Here is a 26,723-nt window from a genome sequence, read left to right as displayed (position 1 = left end):
CTAATTGTTTTTTATTCTTTTTTCTTCTGCTTTACTGCGCATATTAAGGAACAGCAGGAAAACAGCAAGTAACATTGTGGATGTACCAACGACGGTATAACCTGTCATCGGTGTGCTGCCTGCGAAAGGCATTCTGAATTTGGTTTTGCCGAGGAACATTTCTTCATAGGTCTCTGTACCCTGAACTGTCACCTCTATCTCACCGGGAGCATATCCCACGGGTGGATCTGTACACTTGACTGTGTATTTTTCACCGTCTGTCAGGCGAACTTCAACATTTGTCCATGTAACAGAACCATCAGTGTTCTGCTTGGTGCTGATGCATTCACCGCTCGAGTTGTACAGCTCGAATGTTCCGCCTTTAAGCTTGTGAGCATTTGCGGTATTACTCAAACTGCTCTCGCTGTAAACATCAACTATGATGCTTATCTCACCTGAGCCGTCTTTATAGTATACCTTTTCGGTTTTATCTTCCAAGGCTATACCCTCAACAACTCCGGGAACAGCTTCGTAATAAGGTATATGACCAGATACTATCTTATAGCTCTGTCCGTAGAGATACTCTTTTGTGAATGGTGTATCTGCCTCAGTTCCGCGAATCGTTTCATTCTCAACATTCTCAGCGTATCGATAATCAACGTGTATAGTAACCTTCATTGATGCCCATTTAGCGTACAGCTTTATTCTAGTACCATCCTCGCCCTCGACTATCGTATCGTCCTCGATAAGCTTGCCGTCTTCGGTTTCCCAGCCAACAAGTCTGCAGTTATCCTTTACGGCTCTTGGGAGAGAATCAAATTCTTTAAGATCAGCGTTATAGCCATACTCTCTGCCAACCTCACAAGTCTTGGATTTGTCAGGTGATGCATCATCACGCTCTTTGTAGAACTCAACCGTAACTTTTCCGGGTTTTGCTCTATAGTAAACGTAGTATGTTTCGATCTGATCTGCATCTGTGATAGTACCCGAAACGGTAGTCACCTCTTCTTCGGCCGTATCTGTTTGTCTTGTACGTTTGATTATCTCGTATTCATCATTAGTAATATTGGATAGTATTTCCGATTCCAAATCATAGTCAACGCCAACACCAATTGCCTCTGTGATTCTGGTTATAGTATTGCCATCATTTTCGATCGGAACTCCTCTGACATCACACTTGACGAAGTGTACGATCACGTTATCAGGGTTTGGTTCATAATATACATTGATCGTCTTGCTCTTGTATGTCTTTTCACCAATAGTGATAGTTTCATTAAGAGAATCGATAAACGCATTATCTACCTTGCCCGAAACGTACGGGGTATCTGTTACGTAACCCGTGATATCGGGGGACTTTATAAAGAAGTCTGCACCCTTTGTAAGTGCTATATCAAAGGTATCAGTATCTTCATGGTATTGTGTCCTGTCGGGTGAGGTGTACGTTTCGAGAATTTGGTTATCCGTATCTTTTAGAACGTAGTTTATCACCAGCTTATAGGTTATGGGAACGTAGGTACCTATTATGTAGATATCCTCCTGACCCATTTTGTATTTGCCGCTGTCATCATCGTATTCGGTCTGTCCGAAATCCCAGTCGTAGTCATCGTATCCCACGGGATACGCACCGGTTACGTTCGGGAAATTCAGACCCTCGAGGAAATCACCGTTTTTATACTCATGCGTATCAACTACACTTTGTACCGAGATCTGCTCTGACAGCGGATCGTAGTACTCGTACATATAATGTACCTTATGTGTTACCTGCACTCCTGATGCTGTTATGGTGACCACACCTGTTATAGTGCTTCGCGGGATAGTAACGTAAATATTACCGTCGCGCTTTTCGATAGATGCATCTGCACCTGTCACTGTAACATCGTCTGCAGCGGGCAGATCATAACCGTCAACTGCACTGAGTACGATCGTCAGATCTCTGTCATCCACCGATGTGGGGAAGAACTCACCGCTTGACGGGAATTGAGTTCCGTCAGCCTTAGCAGCTGTAACGTTAGTCAGGGTAGTTGTGATAGGATACTTCACGTAAACAGGTACGCTGAAGTTTCTCTCTGCCCTGCTTACGGGATCGATCACCGTTGCTCTTGCTGCATTATCAGATGTTGGTTCAAGCCCTGCTGTAACAATAACATTTGTATCCGCTGTTATTGCATTATTCAGATCCGGCTCATATCCAAAATCTGTAAACCGTGCATAGTCATCTGCAAGATTGCTGCTTTCAAATGTCTTCTTTGTATTAGTGAAATCACTTTCCGAAAGCGTTCCGCCGTATTCAACGAATATTGGCGATGTATCTACAGTTATGTAGGTTTCATCTGCCAGTGTTTCGGATGCAAGTCTGACATTTGCGAAGTCGGTTGCGTTGTCAGCTACGATAGACTTTGTATCATCATCTTCAACAGTATTGTTATGATGTGTCAGTGTTGCGCTGTTTAGCAGTGGTACATCGTTACCGCCTAAGAAGCCGTTTATCGGTTTTAGTTTGAATGTAACTGAATCGTTGCCTTTAAGCTTGTACACATAATCATACTTTTTAAATGTATAGCCCGGCAGAGTACTTTGAGTATACCCGTTAGTAGTTGTTGATGCTGTTGATTGTACATTAGCATTTGAAAGAGCAAACTGATGTGATCCAATGTTATCTACGATTGAGTAGTTTGAATTAGCCTGCAGATCAAAATAATCTGTAAAGTTGCCTGTTAACGTAAAACTGTCATAGCAATTAGCGTTAGCATAATCATTTTTGATCTGTTCTTCAATGTTTGCAAGTGTAACAGAATTAGAAGTATCTACTCCAACTTCAGTACCACCATAGTTATGTCTGGTGCGTACGCCAAGCCTGGTGATTTTTACCGCTCCTGTTGTTCCTATAGAAGTCTTAGTTGTACCTTTATAGGATGAAACACGTTCGTACTCATCATCATTAGAAACGTATTCTGGATCTCCACTCTTGTTTGTCCACTGGCTTATATAATAATTGCTAACAATGCCACTATTAAAATAATTAACATATTCATATAGACCAAGATCAACTGTAATATCATGCACACCATTGTCAATATACATTATATCAGCAATCTCAGTTTGAACACCACTACCTATTTCGCTGTAACCACCCTTAGCAAAATAACTGGCAATATTATTATTGAAATTACTAATTCTACGATAAGGATTTAAACCGGTACTTATACTAACAGAAATAGCATCTGCTCCATCATATTTACTTACATCGTAATAATCATTTCCATTAGAAGAACTACCTTTATAAACTGAGGTTCCACCAATTCTATAACCATCATTACCAGAGTATCCCATATGACTATTCTGATCGGTTCCACTATATTTCAAATAGGTAGAACCTCCTCCACCTCCGCCTGCAACAAAGGTCATATCATCAGACTCATCACCAATATTTACATATGTTGCTTTACCTCCTTTGCCTGCAGGATTTGAACTATCACCCTTAATTCCTTTGGGACCTAACACAATTTCCAGCTGCTTCTCGCTAACCAAAGTGACATATCCACTAATGAAACCACCTTTTCCTCCATAACCGCCATATGTATTATTACTAACAGCACTTGAAAGATTATTGGTTGGATCATTGAATCCACTTCCGCCATCACCGCCCCATACCTCAACATAATAGATACCGGGTTGAAGCGTACCGGAATATTTAGTATTATTGCTATTATTATCTTGATTTCTGCTTATACTAACATAATCATTAGAACTACTGAGATTTGAGGTTGCATTATAAACAATATCAAGTACATTTTCACTCTCAATAGGATCTATAATACTGAATGATTTAGCATCCTGATTCTCAACGTTCATATCAACGGTAAGATCGTAAGTATCATCGGTTTCATTATAAGCCAATGACTTTTCTGCATTGATCTCATATCCGTCAACATCCAGCACACTGTCACTTATGCATCGAACATATACTGTCTTAGTTACTGTCGGGTTGCCTGCTTCACCAACTTGTGCCGCAGTACCACTCTTTGGAACAAGTGTTGCTTTCACCGAGAATGCTTTTCTGCCGTTTGATACATCAGCAGATGTTATAGTGTCGCTGAAACTATTTGCAGAAATATCATCTATTCTATAGGTTATGCCGCTTATGAAATCCTGCATCGGATCATCTGCTTCATAAGCTATCTCCTGCTCAAACAGATCACCTTTTAATACAGTATCGCCTGTCTGCTTTGTTGAGTTCTTAGCAGTTATACTGATATTGTAAGGCACGTTTACATGGGTAACATTATCGGTATAAGATATAGTCGAATTCTTTGAATTATCACTGTCCTTTACAGCAAAGTCACCTGTGAATACAGGTACGTTAAGTCCGCCGAAGAATGCTTTCTTCGGTCTTACAGTTATTGAAACTGTAAGGGTATCCTGCGCCTGACCTTTGTCAAGACCATCGGGTACAGGTGCTACCGAACCGTTAACTGTGAAGTTATTATCTGTTTTTGTAGATGAAACATTCAATAACTGCATTTTCTTGCTTGAAGCATTATACTTATTGTTTGTGCAGTTCATTGATACGATATCGAAATATTCTGAAACTCCACCGCTTACTGTGATGTTATCAAGATAAGCGTAATCGCTGTTGCTATCGGGAAGATATCTTATAACTACAGCACCGCCCACATCAGCGTTTGTGTTTCCGTCTCTCTCAACAAAGAGATCATCAGAACCTTTCGAGTTCTCTTCGAAATAACTGTAAGCACCTACATAGGAAGAACCGCCGCCGCCTCGGAAGTTACTTGCACCGCCGATACCTCTGTCAGCATCTGGGTGGTATGACTTCTGCCAGTCGTTAGGATAGGATGAAGCTTCAAGGAAACCTATGAAACTTTCTACCAGTTCACCGGGACGGTCTGTACCGCCCTGTCCTACATAGGCTGCCTTAGTACCCGAAGTCTTGCCGTTTTCACCTGCGTAATAAGTACCGCTTGTAAATGCTTTGATATTCGGGGTATCGCTAAGGCTGCTTAAGAATGTTCCGCCTTCGCCGCCGTTTGCACGTCCGTCACCGCCGAATATACCGGGCAGTGTGTGAAGGGCTGCGCCTGCGCCGCCGCCACCGCCGCCGCCTGCACCTACCGAGAATACAGCTATATCGCCAGCACCGCCGCCGATACCGCCTGTACCGCCGCCTGCGATACTTCTTGTCTGGCTAAGTCCTTTACTTCCTATTTCGTAGTAAAGCTTTTTCTTAGCATCCACATCTTCAGGAGTAACAGTAAGCACACCGTACACGAAACCGCCCTTACCGCCTGAACCTGCTTTAAAGCTCAGTGGGAACAACGAACTTCCGTCACCACCGTCACCGCCCCACAACTCAATGAGATATTTGCCGGGCTTATCGAATTCATAAGTATCCGACTGAAAACGAAGTCTGTCGCCGCTTTCATCGTGATATGAATAAGCTGAAGTAATATCAGAAGTAAATGTGTAAGTACCGTCACCGTTATCTACCAGCTGATCTTTATGTTCAAGTGATGCGGATACACCGCTTGAAGTCACTGCGGGAAAATCTGACGATCCATTAGAAGATGCCGATCTGGCAGAATATGCTATCATCGGATCTATGTATGCAAGCTGTTCAATAACTATCATCGCTGCCATAGAAAGTGCCGACACACGTTTTTTGATATTACTGCCTCTTAAACTTCTCACTGTCCTCACCTCTTTTAACTATAATAGACAATCATTTAAGCACTATGCCTATTTATTGTAGGTTAACTTCAATGCTTTTTGTTCCAACTTACTATAAAGTATAGCATTCGAAATTTCAAAAGTTTTCTGTTTTTTGTTAGAAATTCACATCTTATACATCTGTATTTATTCATTTTGCTGAAATAGTTTACTATAAATTTTGTTATTATTTTTTATTATAATAGAAATAATATTTAAACAAAATACAGGTTCATTAATTATTTACATTTGTTTTTGGGATATCTTACAAGTTTAAGACAAAAAATTACCGCCGCCCTTGCTGTTCACGCAAAAGGCGGCGGTAATTTTATATAAGGCCCTCAAGAAAGCATTTTCAAGCACCCGAATGAGATCACTCTGCAAGAACCTTCTCTATTTCAGAGATCTCTTCAGCAGTGAAATCAAGGTTATCGAGTGCACCAACATTATCAATGATCTGCTGAGGTCTGCTGGCACCTACAAGTACAGTGGCAACAGCCTTGTTATGTAACAGCCACGCAACAGCCATCTGTGACAGCTTCTGTCCGCGTGAAACACCGATATCATTGAGTGAGTTGAGTTTTTTCAGCATTTGTGGAGTAAGCTGATCTCCTATCCAGGTATTGCCCTTTCCCACACGGGAATCTTCCGGAATACCCTTTAAATATCTGTCTGTCAGGAAGCCCTGATAAAGCGGCGAGAACACAGCAAGACCAATACCGTTTTCCACACAGAAGGTATCAAGCTTATCGTCCTCTACCCATCTGTTTAGCATAGAAAAACTCGGCTGGTTCACTATAAAAGGAGTTCTCAGCTCACGGAATATCGAAAGCATCTCCTCTGTCTGCGCCTTATTGTAATTTGATATACCAACATAAAGTGCCTTGCCCTGCTTTACAGCATTATCAAGTGCAAGAGCAGTCTCCTCCAGCGGAGTATCAGGGTCAAATACATGATGATAGAAAATATCCACATAATCAAGACCCATGCGCTTTAGGCTCTGATCCAGTGATGCTGTGAGATACTTACGTGAGCCGTTCCTGTCACCATAGGGACCATCCCACATCTCATAGCCTGCCTTTGTAGATATCACCAGCTCATCGCGGTATGCCCTCAGTCCCCTGTCAAGTACTCTGCCAAAGTTTTCCTCAGCTGAGCCATTATAGGGATGACCGTAGTTATTTGCAAGATCAAAGTGAGTTATACCAAGATCAAAAGCAGTGCGGCACATTTCCTCAACATTCGCAAATACTGAACCGTATCCGAAATTCTGCCATAGTCCAAGTGATATAGCAGGCAGTTTCAGGCCGCTTTTACCACAGCGGTTATATAACATTTTGTCATATCTATGTTCATTTGCAGTATACATATCAAATTATCTCCTTATCATTTATTACCCTATCAACGTTATGAGTATACCATACATCCGTAACTTTTGCAATCTCATATACTATAATCACCTTAACATATCCTATATAATATTTAGTCAGACTTTATTCCCTTTCTCCGCATTCAACTATCAATGCAGAGTTTTCAAAAACGCGGTGAAGCACCTCTCCTGCCTTTTCAAGCAGCTTTATACATACATCAGGCTCCTTGAAAAGAAATGTCACCCTTAACTCTATCCTTTCTACATCGGGATACTTATCTTCATACTGTTTTGAATCTATATACCATATATAGGTATCCAGTTTCTCACGCAGCAGCGAGAAATGTCTTTCCATGTCGGACCAGTCCATACCATCAGCTATCTGCAATATCATCATCTTAGTCTGTTCCCTATAAGCCAATGTATCTATCGTATCTGTGTTTTCGATATTAAAATTAGTTCTCATAAGCTGTTCTCCTTTAGAAAAAGCAGGAGGACGCGGCTGCGCCTCCTGCGAAAAAACATATTCTTATCACTTTTCGGGGATAAGCCGGAAATTTTGACCGTTTACTCTTATTTGATATCTTCCGTCTCCGACTACAAGATCATCGCCCTGTGCTGAAGTAATACTGTTGAACCCGGAATTCAGGACTATCTTCATATCAGCTTCAGTGCAATCAAATACAGTGTTTCCGTTCAGACCGCCTATAATGTAAGCCTCCTGACCGCCTGCCTCAATATTCATGGAGATATTATGCACCGTGACGATGCTCTTGTTATAAAGCGAGCCAAACACTGTCATTTTATCAGATCTGACATCTGAGGCAAAGTTGGAATTTTCGATCGTAACATTTGTAGGACCCTGCAAAGAACCTACACAGACCGTTTCCTTGCCGCTGACGCTGCACCTCAGGCTCATGCTGTGCAGGATAAGCTCAGCAGTACCATCACGGCTGCCGACAATAGTACCTTTAAGACTGTAGCAGTTGACCTCGATACCGCAGTAGCGTATATCAAGATCAGTATTACCCGTCATAGAACCGATCGCTACACCGTTATTACAATTCATGGATATATTGAAAATACCCCTGTGTATGTCTATCTCACCGCCAAGGCCCGAACCGATACAGGTGCCGAACTGTCCGTAAGCTTCAATAACGAAAGTAACATCCGCACTGAAACTGATCCTGCCATGACGTTCGTCAAGATGTGCACCTATTCCATAGAAGGAAGGATCATGAACCTTTATATTAAGCGAACCAAGTCCTGTAAACGTCAGTTCGGAGCTTTCGGGAACGATGATACCGCCGTTTTGCAGCTTGCAATCACCAAGGACAGATAACTCCACCACGCAGTCCTCTGCCAGCTGAATGCACGGACGATTCTTGGTATTGGAAAGATTGGCGCTTTCAAGATTGACTCTGCCTTTGAATCCGCTGTCGATCTCTATATGCACCTGAGTTTCAAGAGATGAATTGCCAACAATGGAAATATCCCCGTCATCTTCGGTTGCCAGTATTCGTATACATTTGTATCCGTGCTTTTTCATTTTTTCCAGCAATATACGTTCAGTACCCTCGACCTTATATACATGGGTCTCCTCGCCGTCCTGACGCTGCTGCTGAAAACGCCTTATCTCCTGTCTTATCTCATAAGGTATTGCAGAGATCGGTTCAGGTGCAGGTCTGGCAGTATAATAACCCTGGATGAGATCGATACCCATTATTATCAGGGTCTTCATTTCCATATCGGTCTCAACGCCCTCTGCAAGTGCAAGTATATCATTATCGTGGCAGAATTCTATGATATCACGTACAAAATGCTTCTTATTGGAATCACAGTTGATTTCGCTTATAAGCGAACGGTCGATCTTTACAAAATCGGGTTTGTACCTGAGTAGATTGCTAACATTTGAGTATCCTGTGCCATAATCATCGACAGCTATTTTAATATCCATACTGCTGAATGTATCCTTCAGCCTTATGAGTTGAGCTTCGTCAGCTTCAGCGCTTTCTATAAGTTCTACCACTACCATATCCGAATATTTACTAAGGATAGCTGATATCATCTCTACATCAGCCTCGCCCAGACAAACATTGGGAATACTATTTATGAATACTGTTTTTCCGCCGAACTTTTCCTTATCGCTCTCGATTATCTTAAGTATATTAAAAAACGTAGCTCTCTCGATATCATCAAGCCTGTCATTAAGGCCTGCATATTTGAGTATATGAAAAGGGGTTATTGACGGATCGGCAGCTGAACGCATGAGTGCTTCGTATGAATATATATCGCCGGTGGATGCACTTATGATAGGCTGGAAATAGTATTTAAGTAGATTTTTATCAATTATCTCCTCGACCTTCTGCATCTCCGCTTTTTCCGCATCAGTCAGGCAGGCAATACGACGCGCTCTTAATGCATCCCTGTTTTCAGCATCGACAGTGAGCATTCTTTCGCCAAGCAGATAAAGGGCTATTTTCAGTTTGGTGATATCATGATCACCAAAAATACCTATATTATTCTCCACCGATCTTTCCAGTTCAGCTTCATTATGCACTTCTGATAATTCATTAAAAAGCGCACAAAGAGCATCTATATCCTTTTTATCCAACTACAATCCCCCCTTTTATGATAGGATCGAACATTTTAATTTATATTATTTTAACAGAAATTTTGAGCAAATTCAACGTTTATTTATGAATATCAAAAAATTTAAAACTAATACCCCGCAATTTTTGGTAAATATCTATCATATTTGACGCATATGATCACAGTTGTCCATAAAAACGTCTTGTTATTATTGAAACGGATTTGTTTCGGGATTTTTTGAGATTACCTGTCATAAAAAAAGCTTATTGTACCTAAAAAGCAGGTACTATTACCTTGACATTTGTTTAAATCAACAAAAATAATTAATAACTCTTGACGAGGTCGTTTTTTTATGTTAAAATATGCATTCGAGAGAAGCGAAAAGTTAAAATGTAAAAATTGTGAACTGATAATTCGGCGACTAATGAAAAGGGAGAAATAGTTTCACAGGAGATGATAATATGAACAGAAACGAATTAATGATGAAGCATCCTAGCGTAGAGCCTGACTGCTTCAGGAGAGGGAAACTGCGTATTCACGCGGAAAAATCAGACGAGTTAAAAGGAATTACGGAAATATACATGAAAGCACTTGATGAGATCGGTGCATGGGATCTTGCTACCAAAAGTTTAAAAGAAAGTAAAGTAAGGATAGTGAGTTTCAAGTACAACGGCACCATCGCTTCAATGCACGCGATATCAAAACTTCGCTTCCCTGCAAGGTACACTGTCCGCACAGAATGGGATATATGACCTTAGTCGATTATTGCGTGTGTAAAAAAAATATTTTGGAGAGATAAAAAGAGCTTTAAGTACCGCAGGTGCATCCGACGCACCTGCGGTCTTTTTGTTCTCGGGCGGACGGCTAGATACGTTTCTTTCAAGGCGGGTATCGGTTGTTTGATGCTCGGTATCCGTTGTTCGTGTTGACGGATAGATGCTGTCCTCGGGCGGACGGCTCGATACGTTTCTTTCAAGGCGGGTATCGGTTGTTTGATGCTCGGTATCCGTTGTTAGTGTTGACGGATAGATGCTGTCCTCGATAGGTATTTTTCTGAAATTACTGTGATATCTTCTTTACTTTTTTAAATATTAATGGTATAATTGTAAAGCTGATGACCCTACAGCCAATAAAAATGGATCTTATATTATTTTGTCAGTATTACCAAGTCTATTATCACTAAATTACTGCTCATTTATTTAGGTATTATTACATTAGCTTACTATTATATGAACTTCCATTTTTATGCACAGTTAAGGCATTGAGCCTTATATTTATACGTCAAAAATTATGGAATAAATTTCCTGCATTATAATTATATATATTAGTATATTTATATGATTGTTACTTATTTATTTCAGGAGGGATATACTTACCATGTTAGAAAAATTGATCGGGTTCGACGAACAGATCCTTTTGTGGATACAGGAAAATGTCAGAACAGATCTGTTAACTCCCATAGTCAAAGTCATAACCTACTCGGGAAATGGTGGGCTAATGATGATAGCGGTTACGCTGACACTTATCTTTATACCTAAAACACGCAGGCTCGGCATTTTATGTGCTGCCGCGCTGGTGATAAATACGGTAATATGCAATCTCATATTAAAAAACCTTGTAGGCCGTATCCGCCCTTATGAAGTCATAGACGGACTTCATCTTATGATAGGTAAGCAGAACGATTCGTCATTCCCTTCAGGTCATTCCTCGGCAGGCTTTTCAGTAGGAACGGTCATTCTGCGTGAAACGCCGAGAAAAATCGGTATACCTGTACTGCTGTTCGCTCTGCTTATAGCACTTTCAAGACTGTACGTAGGAGTACATTACCCTACAGATGTGATCTGCGGTATGCTTCTGGGAGCAGCTGTAGGATTCTTCACCTGTACAGTATATCACAGATGCATTTTAAAGAGCCATGAACGTCTGCACAGATAAAACAGAAAGGTGACTTACTATGAGAATAATCACACTTGTTGAAAATACCTGCGGAAGAGAAGGTTGTTTAGCAGAACACGGACTTTCCGTTTACATAGAAACAAATGATCACAGGATACTTATCGACGCAGGTCAGACCGATGCCATCATCAACAATGCAGCTGTGATCGGTATAGATCTGGATACAGTTGATACTGTGATACTCAGCCACGGACACTACGATCATTCGGGAGGGATACTTCCCTTTTCAGCTGTCAACAGCCATGCGGATATCTATATGCAAAGATCGGCAGCTGAACCTCATTACAATGGCGACAGATATATCGGTATTGACAAAGACATACTATCCCTGCCTAATGTCAATCTTATCGACGGTGATCTGCGGATCGACGATGAACTTTTCCTGTTCAGCGGTATACACGGTGAACGATGCCGTCCTCAGGGAAATTCAAAACTTACAAAAATGCAGGATAATGAAAAAGTTCCTGACGATTTTGCCCATGAACAATGCCTGGTCATATCCTGTGACGGTGAAGATCTGCTGATATCGGGCTGTGCCCACAATGGTATACTCAACATACTCGATCGTTACAAAGAGATATTCGGCAGACTCCCCGACCGCGTTATAAGTGGTTTTCACATGATGAAAAAAGACGGAGAACACACTGCTGAGGAGATAGCAACCATACGTCAGACAGCAAGAGAACTTGCAGCAACTGATACCATATACTACAGCGGTCACTGCACAGGCATACCTGCTTTTGAGATCATGAAAGAAATAATGGGCGAAAAACTCATCGCCATGCACAGCGGAGAAAGTATCATCTGATATACAGACAGTGTCAACTTCAGGTCGTGAAACATATACTATCGTATAATACAGCGCAGCTGAACTTTGTTGCAAAGAACAGTGCAGACGCTAATATCACAGCTAATCCAGACCCGAATAAAGACGAGGTATATCATGAATATAAAAGGCATTGACGTTTCTCAGTGGCAGGGAGAGATCAACTTTAACAAAGTAAAGTCAGGAGGAGTGGACTTTGTAATACTCCGCGGCGGATACGGAAAGTATATCTCACAGAAGGATCCGTATTTTGACAAGAACTATTCCCATGCAAAAAAAGCAGGGCTGAACGTGGGTGTTTACTGGTTCAGCTACGCTGAAAGCGAAACCGACGCAAAAGAAGAAGCCCGTGTCTGCCTTGAAGTTATAAAAAACAAAAAGTTTGAATATCCTGTCTATTTTGACCTGGAAGAACAAACACAGTTCGATAAGGGGAAAGCTTTCTGCTCATCACTGGTAAAATGCTTCTGCGGAGAATTGGAAAAAGCAGGATATTTCACAGGGCTGTACATCAGCAGCGCCCCTCTGAAAAAATATATCACCAAAGAAGTTGCCGAGCGCTATGCACTGTGGATAGCAGAATACGGCAGCAGATGCACTTATAGAGGAAGCTACGGTATGTGGCAGTACAGCTGCAAGGGAAAAATCAACGGTATAAGTAACGATGTAGATATGGACACCTCTTATGTGGACTATCCGGATATCATAAAAAACGGCGGATTCAACGGATACAAAAAGCACTGAAAAGAACTTCGGAAAAATACATGAAAAACAGTCTGTCTGACCGACAGGCTGTTTTTCATACTTAATATATCCATGCAAAAGACAGCTCCGCTTAGCCAATGTAACAAAAGTTTACAAATATATTTAAATAAATATGTTGACAAAAACGAAATGGTGTGATATAATGTTTTCATAGTGGTAAATATTTATATTCGAGGCAGAGGTGTACTTTTGCCCGAATAGTCTAAAACTATCAGAATTGGAGTGTTAAGAGATGAAAAAACATGGAAGAAGATCTTCAAAGATCGCAGCATTCGCAACTGCACTGGTATTATCAGCCGGTGCAATGGTATCAACGGCAGTTCCCGCAATAAAGGCGAGTGCAGCCGGAGGAGATGCCAATTATTCAGATGCATTGGCATTATCCCTTTATTTCTATGATTCCAACCAGTGCGGTACAGGTGTCGATGACAACCCTCTGGCATGGAGAGGCAATTGCCACGTAAGTGATGCACAGGCAAATCTTTCAAATGCTGTCAATCTCGGCGGCGCAAGAAGTATCGTAGATCCTGACGGTGACGGTAAGGTGGATGTTTCCGGTGGTTATCACGATGCAGGCGACCATATTAAGTTCAACCTGACCATAGGCTTTGGTATGAACAGCCTTGCTCTTTCGGATTATCTCAATCCCGGTGCATATCAGAAGGCAGGCTGCCGTGATCATCTGCTGTACATCCTGAGAAACGGCGCAGATTACCTGATGAAGACTACATTCCTGGATAACAATGGTGATGTAGGTGCTGTATGCTATATGGTATCAAATGAGGGTGACCACAGCTACTGGGGTTCTCCCGAAAAGCAGAACGGCGATCGTCCTACATACTGGCTGACAAATTCCGGCAACAACTCAGTTATAGTACTGGAAATGGCAAGCGCCCTTGCAGGTACTGCGGTAGCATTCAAGGATACAGATGCATCCTATGCAGCAAAGTGTACAAAGTATGCTAAGGCTCTTTATAAGTTCGGTACGCAGCATACAGGTAACTATATGGAAGGTATGGGTTCCATGTATGCAACAAATTCCCAGTATCAGGATGAACAGGCTATGGCAGAAGGCTGGCTGTATATTCTGGGTGAGCGCGGTGAACCTTCCTTCAAGCCTACAGGCAACGGCTGCTACAATAATCAGTACTACGATTATTATCTGTACAGCTGGGATAAGGTATGGTCAGGTTACGCTGCACTGATGTACAAAAAGACCGGTGATTCCGCATACGCTAAGGAGCTTCAGTTTGAAGTAAACAATATGGGCGGTCTGAATGAGGGTACTTACAATTCCTGCAAACAGGAGTGGGGCTGCACACGTTACAACTGTGCTGTTCAGATGGAAGCACTTGCATCTATCGGCAACGATTCAAATTCTTCTCTTGCAAAGGGTGCTAAGTATCAGATGAACTATATACTCGGCAACAATCCCTATAATAAGAGCTTCCTGACAGGCTACGGCTCATCATGGTCACCCAAGGTACACCACAGAGCTGCAAATCCAGGCAACGGAGATGCTTCCTCCAATCCTAATGCTACCTATGTAAACTATGGTTATCTCATCGGCGGACCTGATTCCTCCGGTACATTCAATGAAGTTACCGACAGCTACCGCTGGACAGAAGGTGCACTTGATTACAACGGATGCTTCGCTCTTGCTTGTGCAGCACTTGTAAATCTTTACGGCAGCAACGGTGATGGCGCTGCAAGCATTGTAAACAGCGCTTCTGAATTCAAGAAGAATTATTCCTTCGGCAATAATAACAACAACAATAACAACAATAACAATAATAACAACAATAATAATCCCGGAGTTTATCCTGAAATTACAGCTGTCAACTACAACAAGCAGTATCATCAGGTACAGTTTGTTTGGTCTCCTGTAAACGGCGCTACAAACTACGGCATCGCTGTTTATCTTGCAGGCAAGTGGAGAGTTCAGAATTCCTATATACCTGCATCTTCAAGAAGCTTTGTTACCCCCAAGAACCTTACACCCGGCATGACCTACAAGGTTGCTATCGCAGCTAAGGTTAACGGTGAATGGACATCCACAGAGTCTATCAAACACGCTGTTACAGTAACCATTAGATGATCAAAAGGATCATACTAAGTCCAATATCGTTCTATCTAAAAGTCTACCTGCAAAGGTAGACTTTTTTTATGAAGTATAAAGTCAGGCTGTCGGTTTAAATATTTGAATCATTTTATTTCAAATATTTAATTTGCTTTTAAAATCGCCCGTGTTTACGGTGGGATTTTCACTTTGAAGATTTCAAATTGCAAAATCAGCAGTTGACAATAAAACAAATATATGCTATCATACCAGTGAGGTGAGCAACATGACAGCAGCTGTTGAATCCAATATCTATCCCTATGCTGAAAAGACTGAAAACCTGCCCGTGTGCCTCAGAGGTATAGGCGGGACCGAGTGGCAGGGATATTATCAGGAGAACGGAGAAGGCTGCTGGTTCAAGATATTGTGGTGCATTAGCGGTATGGGCTGTATAAACTATGATGAACAGAGCGTGGAGATATCCAAAGGCGATCTGATCTTCATGCCTAAGGCTTACCCTCATGAATACTATCCCTATCAACCCAAATGGACTGTTCGCTGGATTGTTTTCGATGGGTATGATATCGAACGAACTCTTGGTGAGCTTGGGCTGGACAAGCCGGTATTGCTAAAAAGCTGTGATACCACTGAACTTAACAAGCTGTTCAACAAGATAATGCTGACTCTCCGGACAGACAGGATAAACGGTATATTCCGATGCTCAGGACTTTGCTATGATATCATACTTGAACTGCACAGCCTTATACTAAACGCAGTAAAATCCGGCAGCAACGTTAAGAATGATATTCTCCTGCCAGTTATAAATCACATTGAGGATAATTTCAACCGTGACCTTCCGATATCAGAGTTAGTCGGACTCAGCGGTGTTTCACACCAGTACCTTGGCAGGATATTCCGTCAGGCTATGGGATCTTCAATAGAAAAGTACATAAAAAAGCGCAGGATACTGGAAGCAAAGCATCTGCTGCTTGAAACAGATGAGCCGATAAACGAAATATCAGATAAGTGCGGCTTTCGTGAACCAGGATATTTCAGCACAGTATTCAAGCGCTCAGAGGGTATATCACCAATAGAATACAGAAGAATGAGCAAAAAACAATTACTGCATAATCGCAGTGGCAGAAAATGACAGCATACAACGATAATACATAGTCGATATATTAGCTTATATGTAATAACTGACTATGTTTATGATGTACAATAAGCATACAGTAACCGATCACATGAAAGGAAATAATATTATGAAAACTCCGCTTGCAGCAGTACCACCTATGGGCTGGAACTCATGGAACACATTCGGCTGGAACATAAACGATGAGCTTATCAGAACTACCGCTGATTTCTTTGTTGAAAGCGGTCTTAAAGATGCAGGCTACGAGTACATAGTCATTGATGACAGCTGGTCGGAACGTCAGCGTGACAGCAGCGGAAGACTTGTTCCTGATAAGAATAAATTCCCGAATGGCATGAAAGCTCTCGCTGACTATATCCATTCAAAGGGACTGAAATTCGGTATGTATTCCTGTGCAGGTACTCACACCTGCGGTGGTTTTCCCGGAAGCTTTGAGCATGAATTTGTTGATGCTGAAACATTTGCAAAATGGGAAGTTGACTATCTGAAATATGATTACTGCTATAAACCGCTGTCGGCAGACGGTGCGACGCTCTACAGAAGAATGTCCATGGCACTTCGCAGCTGCGGAAGAGATATACTCTTCTCCGCCTGCAACTGGGGAAACGATAATGTTCTCGACTGGATCCGCTCCTCGGGTGCGCATATGTTCCGTTCTACAGGAGATATACAAGACAACTGGTTCAGTATAAAGAGTATATTTGACTCACAGGTCTCACATCAGCCATACAGCGGATCATACTGTCACAACGATATGGATATGCTTGTAGTTGGTATGCACGGCAAGGGTGACAATGCGGAGGTGCTTGGAAGTGTTGTTGGCGGCTGCACAGACATTGAGTACAAGACTCACTTTGCACTGTGGGCAATTATGAATTCTCCGCTTATGATAGGCTGTGATATCAGAAAAATGGATGCTGCCGCTAAAGAGATACTTACCAACAAGGACATCATCTCAATAAATCAGGACATTGAGTGCAGAGGTCCTTACATCATAAGACAGTGGAACAACCCTGAGAATGTCTTTGCTCTGGTAAAGCCACTTTCTACTGGTGATTATGCTATAGGTCTTTTCAACCTGAGCGATAAGCGAGCTGAAATGTCGCTGCAGTTTTACGATATCGGTCTGCCGGTATTCTCGGGCAGAGGTCTGGATATGTATGACTGCTATTCACATTCATCAGTAGGAACATATACCGAGCGCTATGTAACACAGCTCGATTCACACGATTGTGCCATGTTCATAGCGAAAGTAGTAAAACTCTGATGGCAAACTTCAAGACCTGCAAGGAATGCGGCAAAACGCTCTATGCTGATGATATCGCGATCCACCGAAAACTGATAAACCGAGGTGCCGATGAGTTTTTCTGCATAGACTGCCTGGCAGTCAAACTTGGATGCACCCGTGCCGATATAGAACGTCTGATAGAATACTATCGGAGCACGGGACGCTGTACATTATTTGTATAGCTGAAAATTTCATTTTATTTAATAGGATTTCTCCAAATACACCTAACATTAGCTTAAAAGCACAAAGGCTGCATTTCTATGCAGCTTTTGTGCTTTTCATAACAAATGAAAACATTCTTATTATTGACATAAGTCAGAAATCGTGTTATAATTGACATAAGTCAGGAAGGAGATGCTGATATGCCCAGACCACAGAAAGCAAGACGGATCTGCTGTTATCCCGATTACTGGAGCTTTGCACCTGATCAGGATATGGCAAATGACACAGTTACAATATCACTTGACGAGTTTGAAACTATACGTCTTATTGACTATAATGGAAAAACTCAGGAGGAGTGCGCTGCTGATATGAACGTTGCAAGAACAACTGTAACCGCAATATATGAAAGCGCAAGAAAAAAGCTGGCTCAAGCTCTTGTAGAAGGCAGACGCATCATGATTTCCGGTGGAAACTATACTCTTTACAACACAATATCAGAAATGATCAATCAGAAAGGAAGTACGATAATGAGAATCGCAGTAACCTATGAAAACGGACTTATATTTCAACATTTTGGCAGGACCGAACAATTCAAGCTCTACGATGTTGCCGACGGCAAGATCCTCAGTGAACAGGTAGTAGGTACAAACGGCACAGGACACGGCGCTCTTGCAGGATTCCTCAAAAATGCAGATGTTGATGTACTTATCTGCGGAGGTATCGGCGGTGGCGCTCAGATGGCTATGCAGGAGGCAGGCATCACTCTCTACGGAGGCAATATGGGAAGTGCCGATGAAGCAGTAAAGGCATTTCTTGCCAATACACTTTTACAAAACTCTGCCCCCACCTGCGATCACCATGGGCATGAACATGGCGAAGGACATTCCTGCGGTAATCACAGATGCGGTGATCACTGACAAAGCAAGAAATACATAAAATGCAGAAGGCTCACATTTTAGTGAGGCTTCTGCATTTTTAGCACATACACAATAATTGCAACTATAAACAGCTTAATGTATATAATGTCACATTATTTCATAAATGATCGCATTGATAATATCAGCAACCCGTTTTTTTGCCGTAGAAATATTTGCCTATGTTGATGTTTTGTTTATAATGATCTCTGCATTACTTTCTATGATCGATTCTTCTTTGATTATCTCACCTATGCTGTCAGCGATTATCCTGCACGATCTCGGATTTTTTACCGAATCGATATGTCCCTTGATATCAGCTTCCACATCAGAATATTCAAAAGAAAGATCACAGTCTGTCATTTCGCAGTCTATAAGTTTCAGATCCTTGCAATAGCACAGCGGCTGTGTGCCGATCACCTTACACCTTATCAATGTCAGACCTTCAGAGAACCATGCAAGATACTCGCCCTTTATTACAGAATCCACTACTGTAACATTTTTTGCGTGCCAGAAAGCATCTTTCGTATCAAGTACCGAATTTGTTATTCTCATATCCCTGACATACTGGAATGAATACTTTCCTTTGAAGTCGAGCCTGTCTATCTCAATATCCATGGCATCTAAGAAAATATACTCCGATACGATCCTGCTCTCAGATATTTTTGTACCCAAAGTTTTCCAACCAAATTCAGGTGACTCTATCCTGCAATTTTTTATTACCGTATCTTTACATTCTCTGAGCGCCTTAACTCCGGTAATATCAGTATTTTCAATGATCCCCTCATCGGAGTACCACAGTGATGCTCTGGTTTTTTCGTCAAGCTTTGAGTTCCTCAGTTCATACTTTTTGGCGTGCCATATAGGGTAACGAAGCGAAAAAGTACAGCTGTCTATAATAATATTCCTTGTTTCTTTCAGAACAGATTCACCATCGGCAGCACCTGCAAAGGTACATCCCTTTACAATAGTATCACGGACATTATATAAGGCTCTTTCCTTATCAAAAGTCTTATTTTCTATACTATTCATTGACCTCACTCCTTGGATCATTTTTTCTGCAGATATATTTCATATTACTACTGTTTTCGATTATAGCACTTACCATTCTTGTGATATCAAACAATTCCAAGCTGATATTAGCCACACTAATTGTACATCATCACGTTATTTAAAGCATTACTTTAAATACTTATTGACACACTTTAATTCTTGTGATACAATATACTCACCGGCCGAGGAAAACTTAAAATAATTAAAGTGTTACTTTAAAAGGAGATGTTGTTATGAACCCCAAAATATCCGAAAAACTAAAAAAACGTTCTATCATTAACTCAGTAGTGATCGGTCTTTTATGCTTTACATCATTAGTTGTAGCTATATGTGAGTTTATCAGCTACATCAACAATCCTCAAATGATCGAACTACTGATAAATGGGATCTACACTTTAGCGATTTTTTCAGAGTTGGGACTTCTCGCGATGATACTGCTTGAGATACGCAAAACAGGAAAGCCTTTTTCAAAAAAGATAATCACAAAGCTGCGTATTATGGGATTTATCCTGTTTGTTACCGGTGCATTAGTTCCGCCCTATACTACAACACCGATCTCAGAACATGAATATTGCAGAGTGCTTAACTATAATACAATGAACATCCTGGTCATCGGAATAAGTATAATCATCGGTTTAATATCCGAAGTTTTCGTTTACGGTCTCAAACTTCAGCAGGAAAACGACCTTATTGCGTAAAGGTGGTACTATATGGCTATAATAATCAGACTTGACAGAATAATGGCTGACCGCAAAATGTCCTTGAATGAGCTGGCAGAAAAAGTCGGGATGTCAAACGTCAACCTATCCAACCTTAAAACCAGCAAGATGAAAGGCATACGTTTTGAAACTATGAACGCTATATGCGATGCACTCGATTGTCAGCCAGGTGATCTTTTTGAATTTGTAAAAGAATAACAAATAAAAAATTTCGCACATATATCCCCATATTGTACATCAAGCATGGAGTCCCGATTTGTGACTCCATGCTTTGTTGTGTTTTATGAAATTTTCGGTATCAGTTGTTAAGTATGCAGATTTTTCATATTACTTCGATCCGGCAGCTCCATAATAGCTGCGATGTCATTTAGTTTCTAAATAATACTCTTCTGAATCTGTGAATTCGTAGTCCGGTTCGGTTTCGACCACAAATTTAAAACGGTTATGTCCCATTTCATACGTGTTGTCAACGATGGCTATGCCGCAATTACCGTCACAGGTCACAATTATGGAACTCTCTCTGAAACGTGAACTGAGATCAAAATCTTCCGGAAGCTTAAATTCTTTAAAGATCACTTTTCTGACAGCCTCTTCAATTTCCGTCCGATTACGAATATAATTCTGATAAACTTTTTCCTGGTTCTCTTCAATGATCTTTTCATCTTCATCAGCATATACATACAGATCAATAGTTTTTTCTTCACCAAACAAAGAACTTACCGAATCTCCTTCCCAGGCACAGTCAATAAATTCAAGATCTCCAAAAACTGAATTGGTTATTTTTTCGTTTTCTTTTTTTTCCTTTTTGGGTTTTCTAAAAAACATAACTTAATTTCCTTTCATTAATCCGATAAAACAGCCTGCGTACCATTAATTAATGTACTTACACCACTTCTCATAAATAAATGATCAATATTCCTGATTTTACTGATTTCATTCACTAAATGAGAAGTACCGCCACTATGAGATATTATATCATGAAGTTCAGTAGGAACAAAATGTTCATACATCATGTTATAATTTTCGTGAGCAGTAAATCCGGAAGAGTTAAACAAACCTGTTTTCTTACTGGTTGAAGTATATCTTACACCATTTGTGCCAAAGACATCATTAAGAGTAGTATTGACTCTTGAACCGGCATTACCATATATTTCATTTCTAATTGAATTACCAAATCTGTCATAATCTGTACTTATAAACTTTTCGACAGCATAATCATAATCCTTTCCTCTAACACCGCCAAATCCCAGGTTTTTCATATCAAAGCCCTGATCCTTACCAAGGTGTGTTATTGTACCTCCCCCATCAGGCAGGTCTATCTTCATACTGATCTTATCCCAATCAACATCGATCAGTTTACCGTTCTTAGTTAATGGAACAGAATCCAACTTCGCATTCAGATTTAACTTGTTACTAGCATCTTCAAGTGCATTCCGAGCTTTATCCGTTTTAGGTGTCATACGCATATTGTCAAGATCTACATCCCAGTTTTTACTCGAAAGAGCTACTAAAGAATTGTTCTTTATCTTTCCGATATTCTTCAGTTCTGCGATATCATCAAGTCCTGTTAAGCTCTTGAATCCGCCCCATGCAGTTTTGCCTAATGTTTTCATAAAGCCATCAGACTTACAAGCAGTTTTAAAGGCGGCAAAACCATCTTTAATACCCTTGGGGATACCTTTGATACTCTTCCATGTATCTTTCAGCATAGCTTTAGAAGCCTGAGCAAACGTTTTTTTGCCGACTGTCATAGCAGATTTTATACCCGCACCCACAGGCAGGATCATAGAAGCGACATCTAATCCGGTGCTTGTTCCTTTCCATATCTTTGCTAAAGTACCATGTCCGCTATCAGCCAGAACAGGAGCAATATCCTTGCCGCCGTGAGTAGCCATGCATACAAGATCTGCAATTCCCATCACTGCCGATAGAGCGCTCACTACTATTCCGATGATCGCGATCGCAGTCGCAGGACAGAAAACACATATGACTATTGCCGCAATAATAATTACTGCAGCAATGATCACATCAAGATGATCCAGCATCCATTTTCCAATGGCTTTTGCAGCACCTGAGATCTTATCTCCCATCCTCTCCCAGAAACTCTTCTCAGAGTCCGGTTTGAGGTAATCGTATTTCTTATAGAATTCTTTTTTCTTCTTTACTATCTCATCTGCCGCATCTTTTTCACGCTGAACTGCAGATTTAACAAAGGTATCCAGCTTGGATTTAAGTTCTTTCGCCCTCTTGACCTTTTCTTCTTTGCTTTCTTCAGAATTGGAAATATCATCAATAACGTCTTCCAGATTGCAGGTAGAGCTGTCAACACCACCCGCAGAACGCTTGAGTTCCTTCATAGTAGCGTCATAATTTCCAAAGCTCGAGCAAAGCTTGTCAAGTACGCTTCCCAATCCGTCAAATTTACTTTTTCTCAATGTTATGGTAGCCATAATTTCACCTCGATCAAAAACCGGCTAAGTTTTTCTATAGCCTTAATCTCTTCATATCGTTAACTTCCTTATAAACAATGCCTTTCCGAAAATTCGTTATGGGCAGTAAGGATCTTTTCTTCATCATTCGATATACGGGCAGCAAGATCGCTCTCCACTTCGACTGATAAAGCATTAGTTTTGAATCTATTTACTCCGATATATTATATCATAATTTTCTTGAACAGTTCAATATATATTTATGAATTGATATATAATATCAAACTTTACCATATTACCATTTTCAGCGTTGACAAAGAATGAACAAAATGTTATAATAGTAATCACTAGTGCAGATATGCATCATTTGATGAAAAGGAGTAAATACTGCTATGAGTAAATTCACAGGGCTTTCTCAGGCTGAAGCCGAAAAACGTCTGCTCGAAAACGGACGAAACTGCCTGAAAGAGGAAAAGCAAAAAACAGTATTGCAGATGTTCCTCGCACAGATACTTAATTTCACTAATGCGATACTGGGTGCGGCTATCATCATATCCATAATACTGCATGACTACGGCGAAGCGATAATCATGCTCGTTATCGTCATAGCCAATGCGGTGATAGGCGTAGTACAGGAAGGCAAAGCACAGAAGGCACTTGATGCACTGAAGAAAATGTCTGTGCTGAAAGCCACTGTTATACGTGACGGCGAGACCAAGGAAATATCCTCGGAGGAACTTGTTGTAGGCGATATCGTTGTACTGGAAGCCGGAAAGCAAGTCCCTGCCGACCTGAAACTGCTTGAAACAGCACGCCTGATGATGGACGAAAAGGCGCTCACAGGCGAATCTGTTCCTGTCGAGAAGGATGAGAAGTTCGTAGCTGATGAAAAGACAGGTATAGGCGACCGCCTTGACCTTGCATATATGACCACTGTCGTTACCTACGGAAGAGGTATAGGCGAGGTAGTACATACGGGTATGGATACACAGATAGGAAAGATAGCCGATATGGTTGGACAGGAGAAGGAAAAGCCCTCACCCCTGCAGAAGGGCATGAACGAACTCAGCCGTACCCTCGGCATAGCAGTTATCGTTATATGCGCCATAGTGTTCCTTATAGGCATCGTACAGGGCAGAGAGGTGCTTGAACTCCTGATGACAGCCGTTTCACTTGCTGTTGCAGCTATACCCGAGGGTATACCCACTATCGTTACCATAGTGCTGGCTCTGGGTATGCAGAGAATGGCTAAGATAAACGCCATTGTAAAGAATATGCCCGCCGTTGAGACTCTTGGTGCTGTAAGCTATGTTTGTTCCGATAAGACAGGCACACTTACACAGAACAGGATGACCGTTGTAAAGGCATTCGAGAACGGTGAGTACATCGACCTTGATACACTTGACAAGGATAAGCATGATACCCTCATCAAGGGTCTTATGCTTTGCAACGATGCTTCGATAGCATCCGACGGCACCGAGGTAGGCGACCCTACCGAGACTGCTCTCGTAGCCTTTGCCAAGAGATACGGTATAGAAAAGTCCGTTACAGAAAAGTCTGTACCACGTATCAACGAGAAGGCTTTCGACTCGGAAAGAAAGCTTATGACCACCGTCCACACCACCGAGGACGGAAAGATAATATCCTACACCAAAGGCTCCACCGATGAACTGCTCATGCGCTGTACCCACATCAGGGTAAACGGCACTGTGCGTGAGATAACAAATGAGGATATGGCTCTTATATCAAACGCTATGTCTGAAATGTCCTTTGAAGCGCTGAGAGTGCTTTCACTTGCTGTACGTGAGGATAACAGGGACGCTGTTGAGCAGGGACTCACCTACATCGGCATGATAGGTATGATAGACCCCGAAAGACCCGAGGTAGTGGAATCTATCAAGACCTTCAAGCGTGCAGGTATCAAGACTGTAATGATAACTGGCGACCACAAGGATACCGCCCTTGCTATCGCCAAAAAGCTGGGCATAGCAGAAAGACCCGATGAGTGTGTAATGGGTCACGAGCTTGACGAGATGAGCGATGAAGAACTCCGTAACAGAGTTTCTGGTCTCTCCATATTTGCAAGAGTTTCACCCGAACATAAGGTAAAGATAGTCAAGGCGATACAGGCTAACAACAATATCGCTTCTATGACAGGTGACGGCGTTAACGATGCACCCTCGCTGAAAGCAGCTGATGTCGGCGTTGCAATGGGTATAACAGGTACCGATGTTGCCAAGGGTGCCGCAGATATCGTGCTTCAGGACGATAAATTCACCACCATAGAAAAGGCTGTCAAGGAAGGCAGAAACATCTATGAGAACGTAAAGAAGTCTATCCTCTTTGCCCTTTCATCTAATATCAGCGAGGTAGTTGTGATGTTTGCGGCTATCGCTGCAGGCTTTGCAGCACCGCTGAAAGCTGTACACATACTGTGGGTAAACCTTCTAACCGACTCCCTCCCTTGCTTTGCCCTGGGTGTTGACCCCAACTCGTCATCTGACGTTATGAACAAGAGACCCCGTAAGAACGGCGAATCAATCTTCGCTGACGGCGGATATTTCAAGGTAGGTCTTTACAGCGTGATAATTGCTGTGGTAACTCTCATCGCTTTCCTGTACGCTCCTATCAGGGATCTTTCAGCTTCGGGAACAGCATACACTCTTAAAAATATCATTGATCGTTTTTCCGATAAGCAGATACTCATGCAGTCACAGACACTTGCATTCTGCACTCTTGCCGTATCCGAACTTTTCCATGCGATAGGTATGCGTGATACAGAGACTTCACTGTTCAAATTCAATCATCTGGATAACAAGATAATGATACTTGCTTTTGCAGTAGGTCTTCTTGGTCAGCTTGCAGTTACCGAGATACCGTTTTTCAGAAATATATTCGATACAGTTCAGATGACACTTCCTATGTGGGGACTGGTACTTGTGCTCTCCATAATGCCGCTTTTGGCACACGAGATTGTTGTGCTTGTGAAAAAGGTAAAGAAAGCCTGAACACATTATAAATTTGATAATACGGAAAGAAGTCTGCGAGCATGAACTCACAGACTTCTTTTTATTATTATCGGTAAACGATCACGTCTTTCTTATGTAAAAATCGCACCTGTCTGCACCCTTGCCCAGCGTTCCTTTACGTTCAAATACGATACCGGGCAGATCCCCGTAAACTCGCTCATCATTCTCACAGAATATCTTTGTAAGCTCGGGGCACCCAAGTTCAGTAAAGTATCTGCAGTACGGGCATTCAAGGATATCCATACGGTAAGCACCTTTTTCTTTAGGGTAAAATCTGTTTTCAAATCCACAGGCAGACCCAAAGCTTTTCTTAGTCACAATGTCCCACATCTTTATGAATAATCCTGGCATAAAGGGTATCTTCATTAAAGCTTTAAGCGGACCTATCTTATTACATATCTTAATGGATGAATTCTCAATGACCGAATAAGCCTGTTCATCAGTCATGAATTCTTTAGCGCTAAGGTACATCGCAGCCGCAGGGAATATCTTTTCATCTGTATGTGATCGGACACCCTCAGGGAGATCCTTATATCTTTCAAGATAGCTGTTAAGCCTTGATGCAGCCCTGTGCCATAATTCTTCACATTGTTTCTTTTCAAGGATCTTTTCGATCTCTTCTCTGAACTCCTTTTTGGAATCAAGTATTTTTATTGCTGATTTCATAAACACTTTCCTTTTGTTGATTAGTATTGACTAACTACAT

The 26,723-nt window shown here is 41.5% G+C and carries 20 protein-coding genes; 12 read left to right on the top strand and 8 right to left on the bottom strand.

Translation table 11 applies throughout. From position 1 onward, the window contains the following. The 4 genes from RUMAL_RS08045 to RUMAL_RS08030 form a co-directional block, all read right to left on the bottom strand. Nucleotides 1-5,685: a glycine rich domain-containing protein gene (locus tag RUMAL_RS08045; RefSeq protein ID WP_013498243.1), complete on the bottom strand. Its 5,685-nt coding sequence runs from the start codon at nt 5,683-5,685 to the stop codon at nt 1-3. Between the two features lie 391 nt (nt 5,686-6,076). Further along, the gene (locus tag RUMAL_RS08040; protein ID WP_013498242.1) at nt 6,077-7,072 is read right to left on the bottom strand and encodes an aldo/keto reductase; all 996 of its coding nucleotides are present in this window, start codon (nt 7,070-7,072) and stop codon (nt 6,077-6,079) included. Between the two features lie 124 nt (nt 7,073-7,196). Continuing rightward, the gene (locus RUMAL_RS08035; RefSeq protein ID WP_013498241.1) at nt 7,197-7,538 is read right to left on the bottom strand and encodes a DUF6572 domain-containing protein; all 342 of its coding nucleotides are present in this window, start codon (nt 7,536-7,538) and stop codon (nt 7,197-7,199) included. 66 nt (nt 7,539-7,604) lie between these two features. Next, nucleotides 7,605-9,686 (bottom strand): EAL domain-containing protein, encoded by a 2,082-nt coding sequence (locus RUMAL_RS08030; RefSeq protein WP_013498240.1) that lies wholly within the window; start codon nt 9,684-9,686, stop codon nt 7,605-7,607. A 439-nt stretch (nt 9,687-10,125) separates the two neighbouring features. On the opposite strand from RUMAL_RS08030, the gene RUMAL_RS08025 reads away from it, so the two are divergent. From RUMAL_RS08025 to RUMAL_RS07985, 9 genes are all read left to right on the top strand, one after another. Continuing rightward, nucleotides 10,126-10,416, top strand: a complete 291-nt coding sequence (locus tag RUMAL_RS08025) for a hypothetical protein (RefSeq protein ID WP_013498239.1) — start codon at nt 10,126-10,128, stop codon at nt 10,414-10,416. 625 nt (nt 10,417-11,041) lie between these two features. Next, nucleotides 11,042-11,599: a phosphatase PAP2 family protein gene (locus tag RUMAL_RS08020; RefSeq protein WP_013498238.1), complete on the top strand. Its 558-nt coding sequence runs from the start codon at nt 11,042-11,044 to the stop codon at nt 11,597-11,599. Nucleotides 11,600-11,618: 19 nt separating this feature from the next. Further along, nucleotides 11,619-12,428 carry an MBL fold metallo-hydrolase gene (locus RUMAL_RS08015; RefSeq protein WP_013498237.1) on the top strand — a complete coding sequence of 270 codons (810 nt, stop codon included), beginning with the start codon at nt 11,619-11,621 and terminating at the stop codon, nt 12,426-12,428. Between the two features lie 135 nt (nt 12,429-12,563). Continuing rightward, nucleotides 12,564-13,190 (top strand): glycoside hydrolase family 25 protein, encoded by a 627-nt coding sequence (locus RUMAL_RS08010; RefSeq protein WP_013498236.1) that lies wholly within the window; start codon nt 12,564-12,566, stop codon nt 13,188-13,190. 253 nt (nt 13,191-13,443) lie between these two features. After that, the gene (locus tag RUMAL_RS08005) at nt 13,444-15,309 is read left to right on the top strand and encodes a glycoside hydrolase family 9 protein (protein ID WP_013498235.1); all 1,866 of its coding nucleotides are present in this window, start codon (nt 13,444-13,446) and stop codon (nt 15,307-15,309) included. 247 nt (nt 15,310-15,556) lie between these two features. Continuing rightward, a complete protein-coding gene (locus RUMAL_RS08000; protein ID WP_013498234.1) occupies nt 15,557-16,420 on the top strand; it encodes an AraC family transcriptional regulator in 864 nt (287 codons plus the stop codon). Nucleotides 16,421-16,532: 112 nt separating this feature from the next. Next, on the top strand, nt 16,533-17,690 hold the full coding sequence (locus RUMAL_RS07995) for a glycoside hydrolase family 27 protein (protein WP_013498233.1): 1,158 nt from the start codon (nt 16,533-16,535) through the stop codon (nt 17,688-17,690). Next, nucleotides 17,690-17,893 carry a hypothetical protein gene (locus RUMAL_RS07990; RefSeq protein ID WP_013498232.1) on the top strand — a complete coding sequence of 68 codons (204 nt, stop codon included), beginning with the start codon at nt 17,690-17,692 and terminating at the stop codon, nt 17,891-17,893. Before RUMAL_RS07995 ends, RUMAL_RS07990 begins: the two co-directional genes overlap by 1 nt. Before the next feature lie 180 nt (nt 17,894-18,073). Continuing rightward, nucleotides 18,074-18,790, top strand: coding sequence for a DUF134 domain-containing protein (locus RUMAL_RS07985; RefSeq protein ID WP_013498231.1), 717 nt, complete (start codon nt 18,074-18,076; stop codon nt 18,788-18,790). Nucleotides 18,791-18,967: 177 nt separating this feature from the next. Here RUMAL_RS07985 and RUMAL_RS07980 read toward each other — a convergent pair whose 3' ends face one another. Beyond that, the gene (locus RUMAL_RS07980; RefSeq protein WP_013498230.1) at nt 18,968-19,819 is read right to left on the bottom strand and encodes a DUF3737 family protein; all 852 of its coding nucleotides are present in this window, start codon (nt 19,817-19,819) and stop codon (nt 18,968-18,970) included. Between the two features lie 254 nt (nt 19,820-20,073). Between RUMAL_RS07980 and RUMAL_RS07975 the strand changes: the two genes are divergently transcribed. Then, on the top strand, nt 20,074-20,538 hold the full coding sequence (locus tag RUMAL_RS07975) for a DUF2975 domain-containing protein (protein ID WP_013498229.1): 465 nt from the start codon (nt 20,074-20,076) through the stop codon (nt 20,536-20,538). 12 nt (nt 20,539-20,550) lie between these two features. Beyond that, the gene (locus RUMAL_RS07970; protein ID WP_013498228.1) at nt 20,551-20,757 is read left to right on the top strand and encodes a helix-turn-helix domain-containing protein; all 207 of its coding nucleotides are present in this window, start codon (nt 20,551-20,553) and stop codon (nt 20,755-20,757) included. Nucleotides 20,758-20,922: 165 nt separating this feature from the next. Here the strand turns inward: RUMAL_RS07970 and RUMAL_RS07965 are convergent, their stop codons facing one another. Together RUMAL_RS07965 and RUMAL_RS07960 are read right to left on the bottom strand one after the other, a co-directional pair. Further along, nucleotides 20,923-21,384 (bottom strand): DUF6985 domain-containing protein, encoded by a 462-nt coding sequence (locus RUMAL_RS07965; protein ID WP_013498227.1) that lies wholly within the window; start codon nt 21,382-21,384, stop codon nt 20,923-20,925. A gap of 17 nt (nt 21,385-21,401) precedes the next feature. Continuing rightward, nucleotides 21,402-23,009 (bottom strand): hypothetical protein, encoded by a 1,608-nt coding sequence (locus RUMAL_RS07960; protein WP_013498226.1) that lies wholly within the window; start codon nt 23,007-23,009, stop codon nt 21,402-21,404. A gap of 371 nt (nt 23,010-23,380) precedes the next feature. Here RUMAL_RS07960 and RUMAL_RS07955 point away from each other — a divergent pair, with 371 nt between their 5' ends. Continuing rightward, a complete protein-coding gene (locus RUMAL_RS07955; RefSeq protein WP_013498225.1) occupies nt 23,381-25,996 on the top strand; it encodes a cation-translocating P-type ATPase in 2,616 nt (871 codons plus the stop codon). Between the two features lie 81 nt (nt 25,997-26,077). Here RUMAL_RS07955 and RUMAL_RS07950 read toward each other — a convergent pair whose 3' ends face one another. After that, nucleotides 26,078-26,683, bottom strand: a complete 606-nt coding sequence (locus RUMAL_RS07950) for an L-2-amino-thiazoline-4-carboxylic acid hydrolase (RefSeq protein WP_013498224.1) — start codon at nt 26,681-26,683, stop codon at nt 26,078-26,080. Nucleotides 26,684-26,723: the final 40 nt, after the last annotated feature.

Origin of the sequence: Ruminococcus albus 7 = DSM 20455 (genome assembly GCF_000179635.2) — a bacterium.
GTDB lineage: Bacteria > Bacillota > Clostridia > Oscillospirales > Ruminococcaceae > Hominimerdicola > Hominimerdicola alba.
This window is presented reverse-complemented; position numbering and strand designations above follow the sequence as displayed.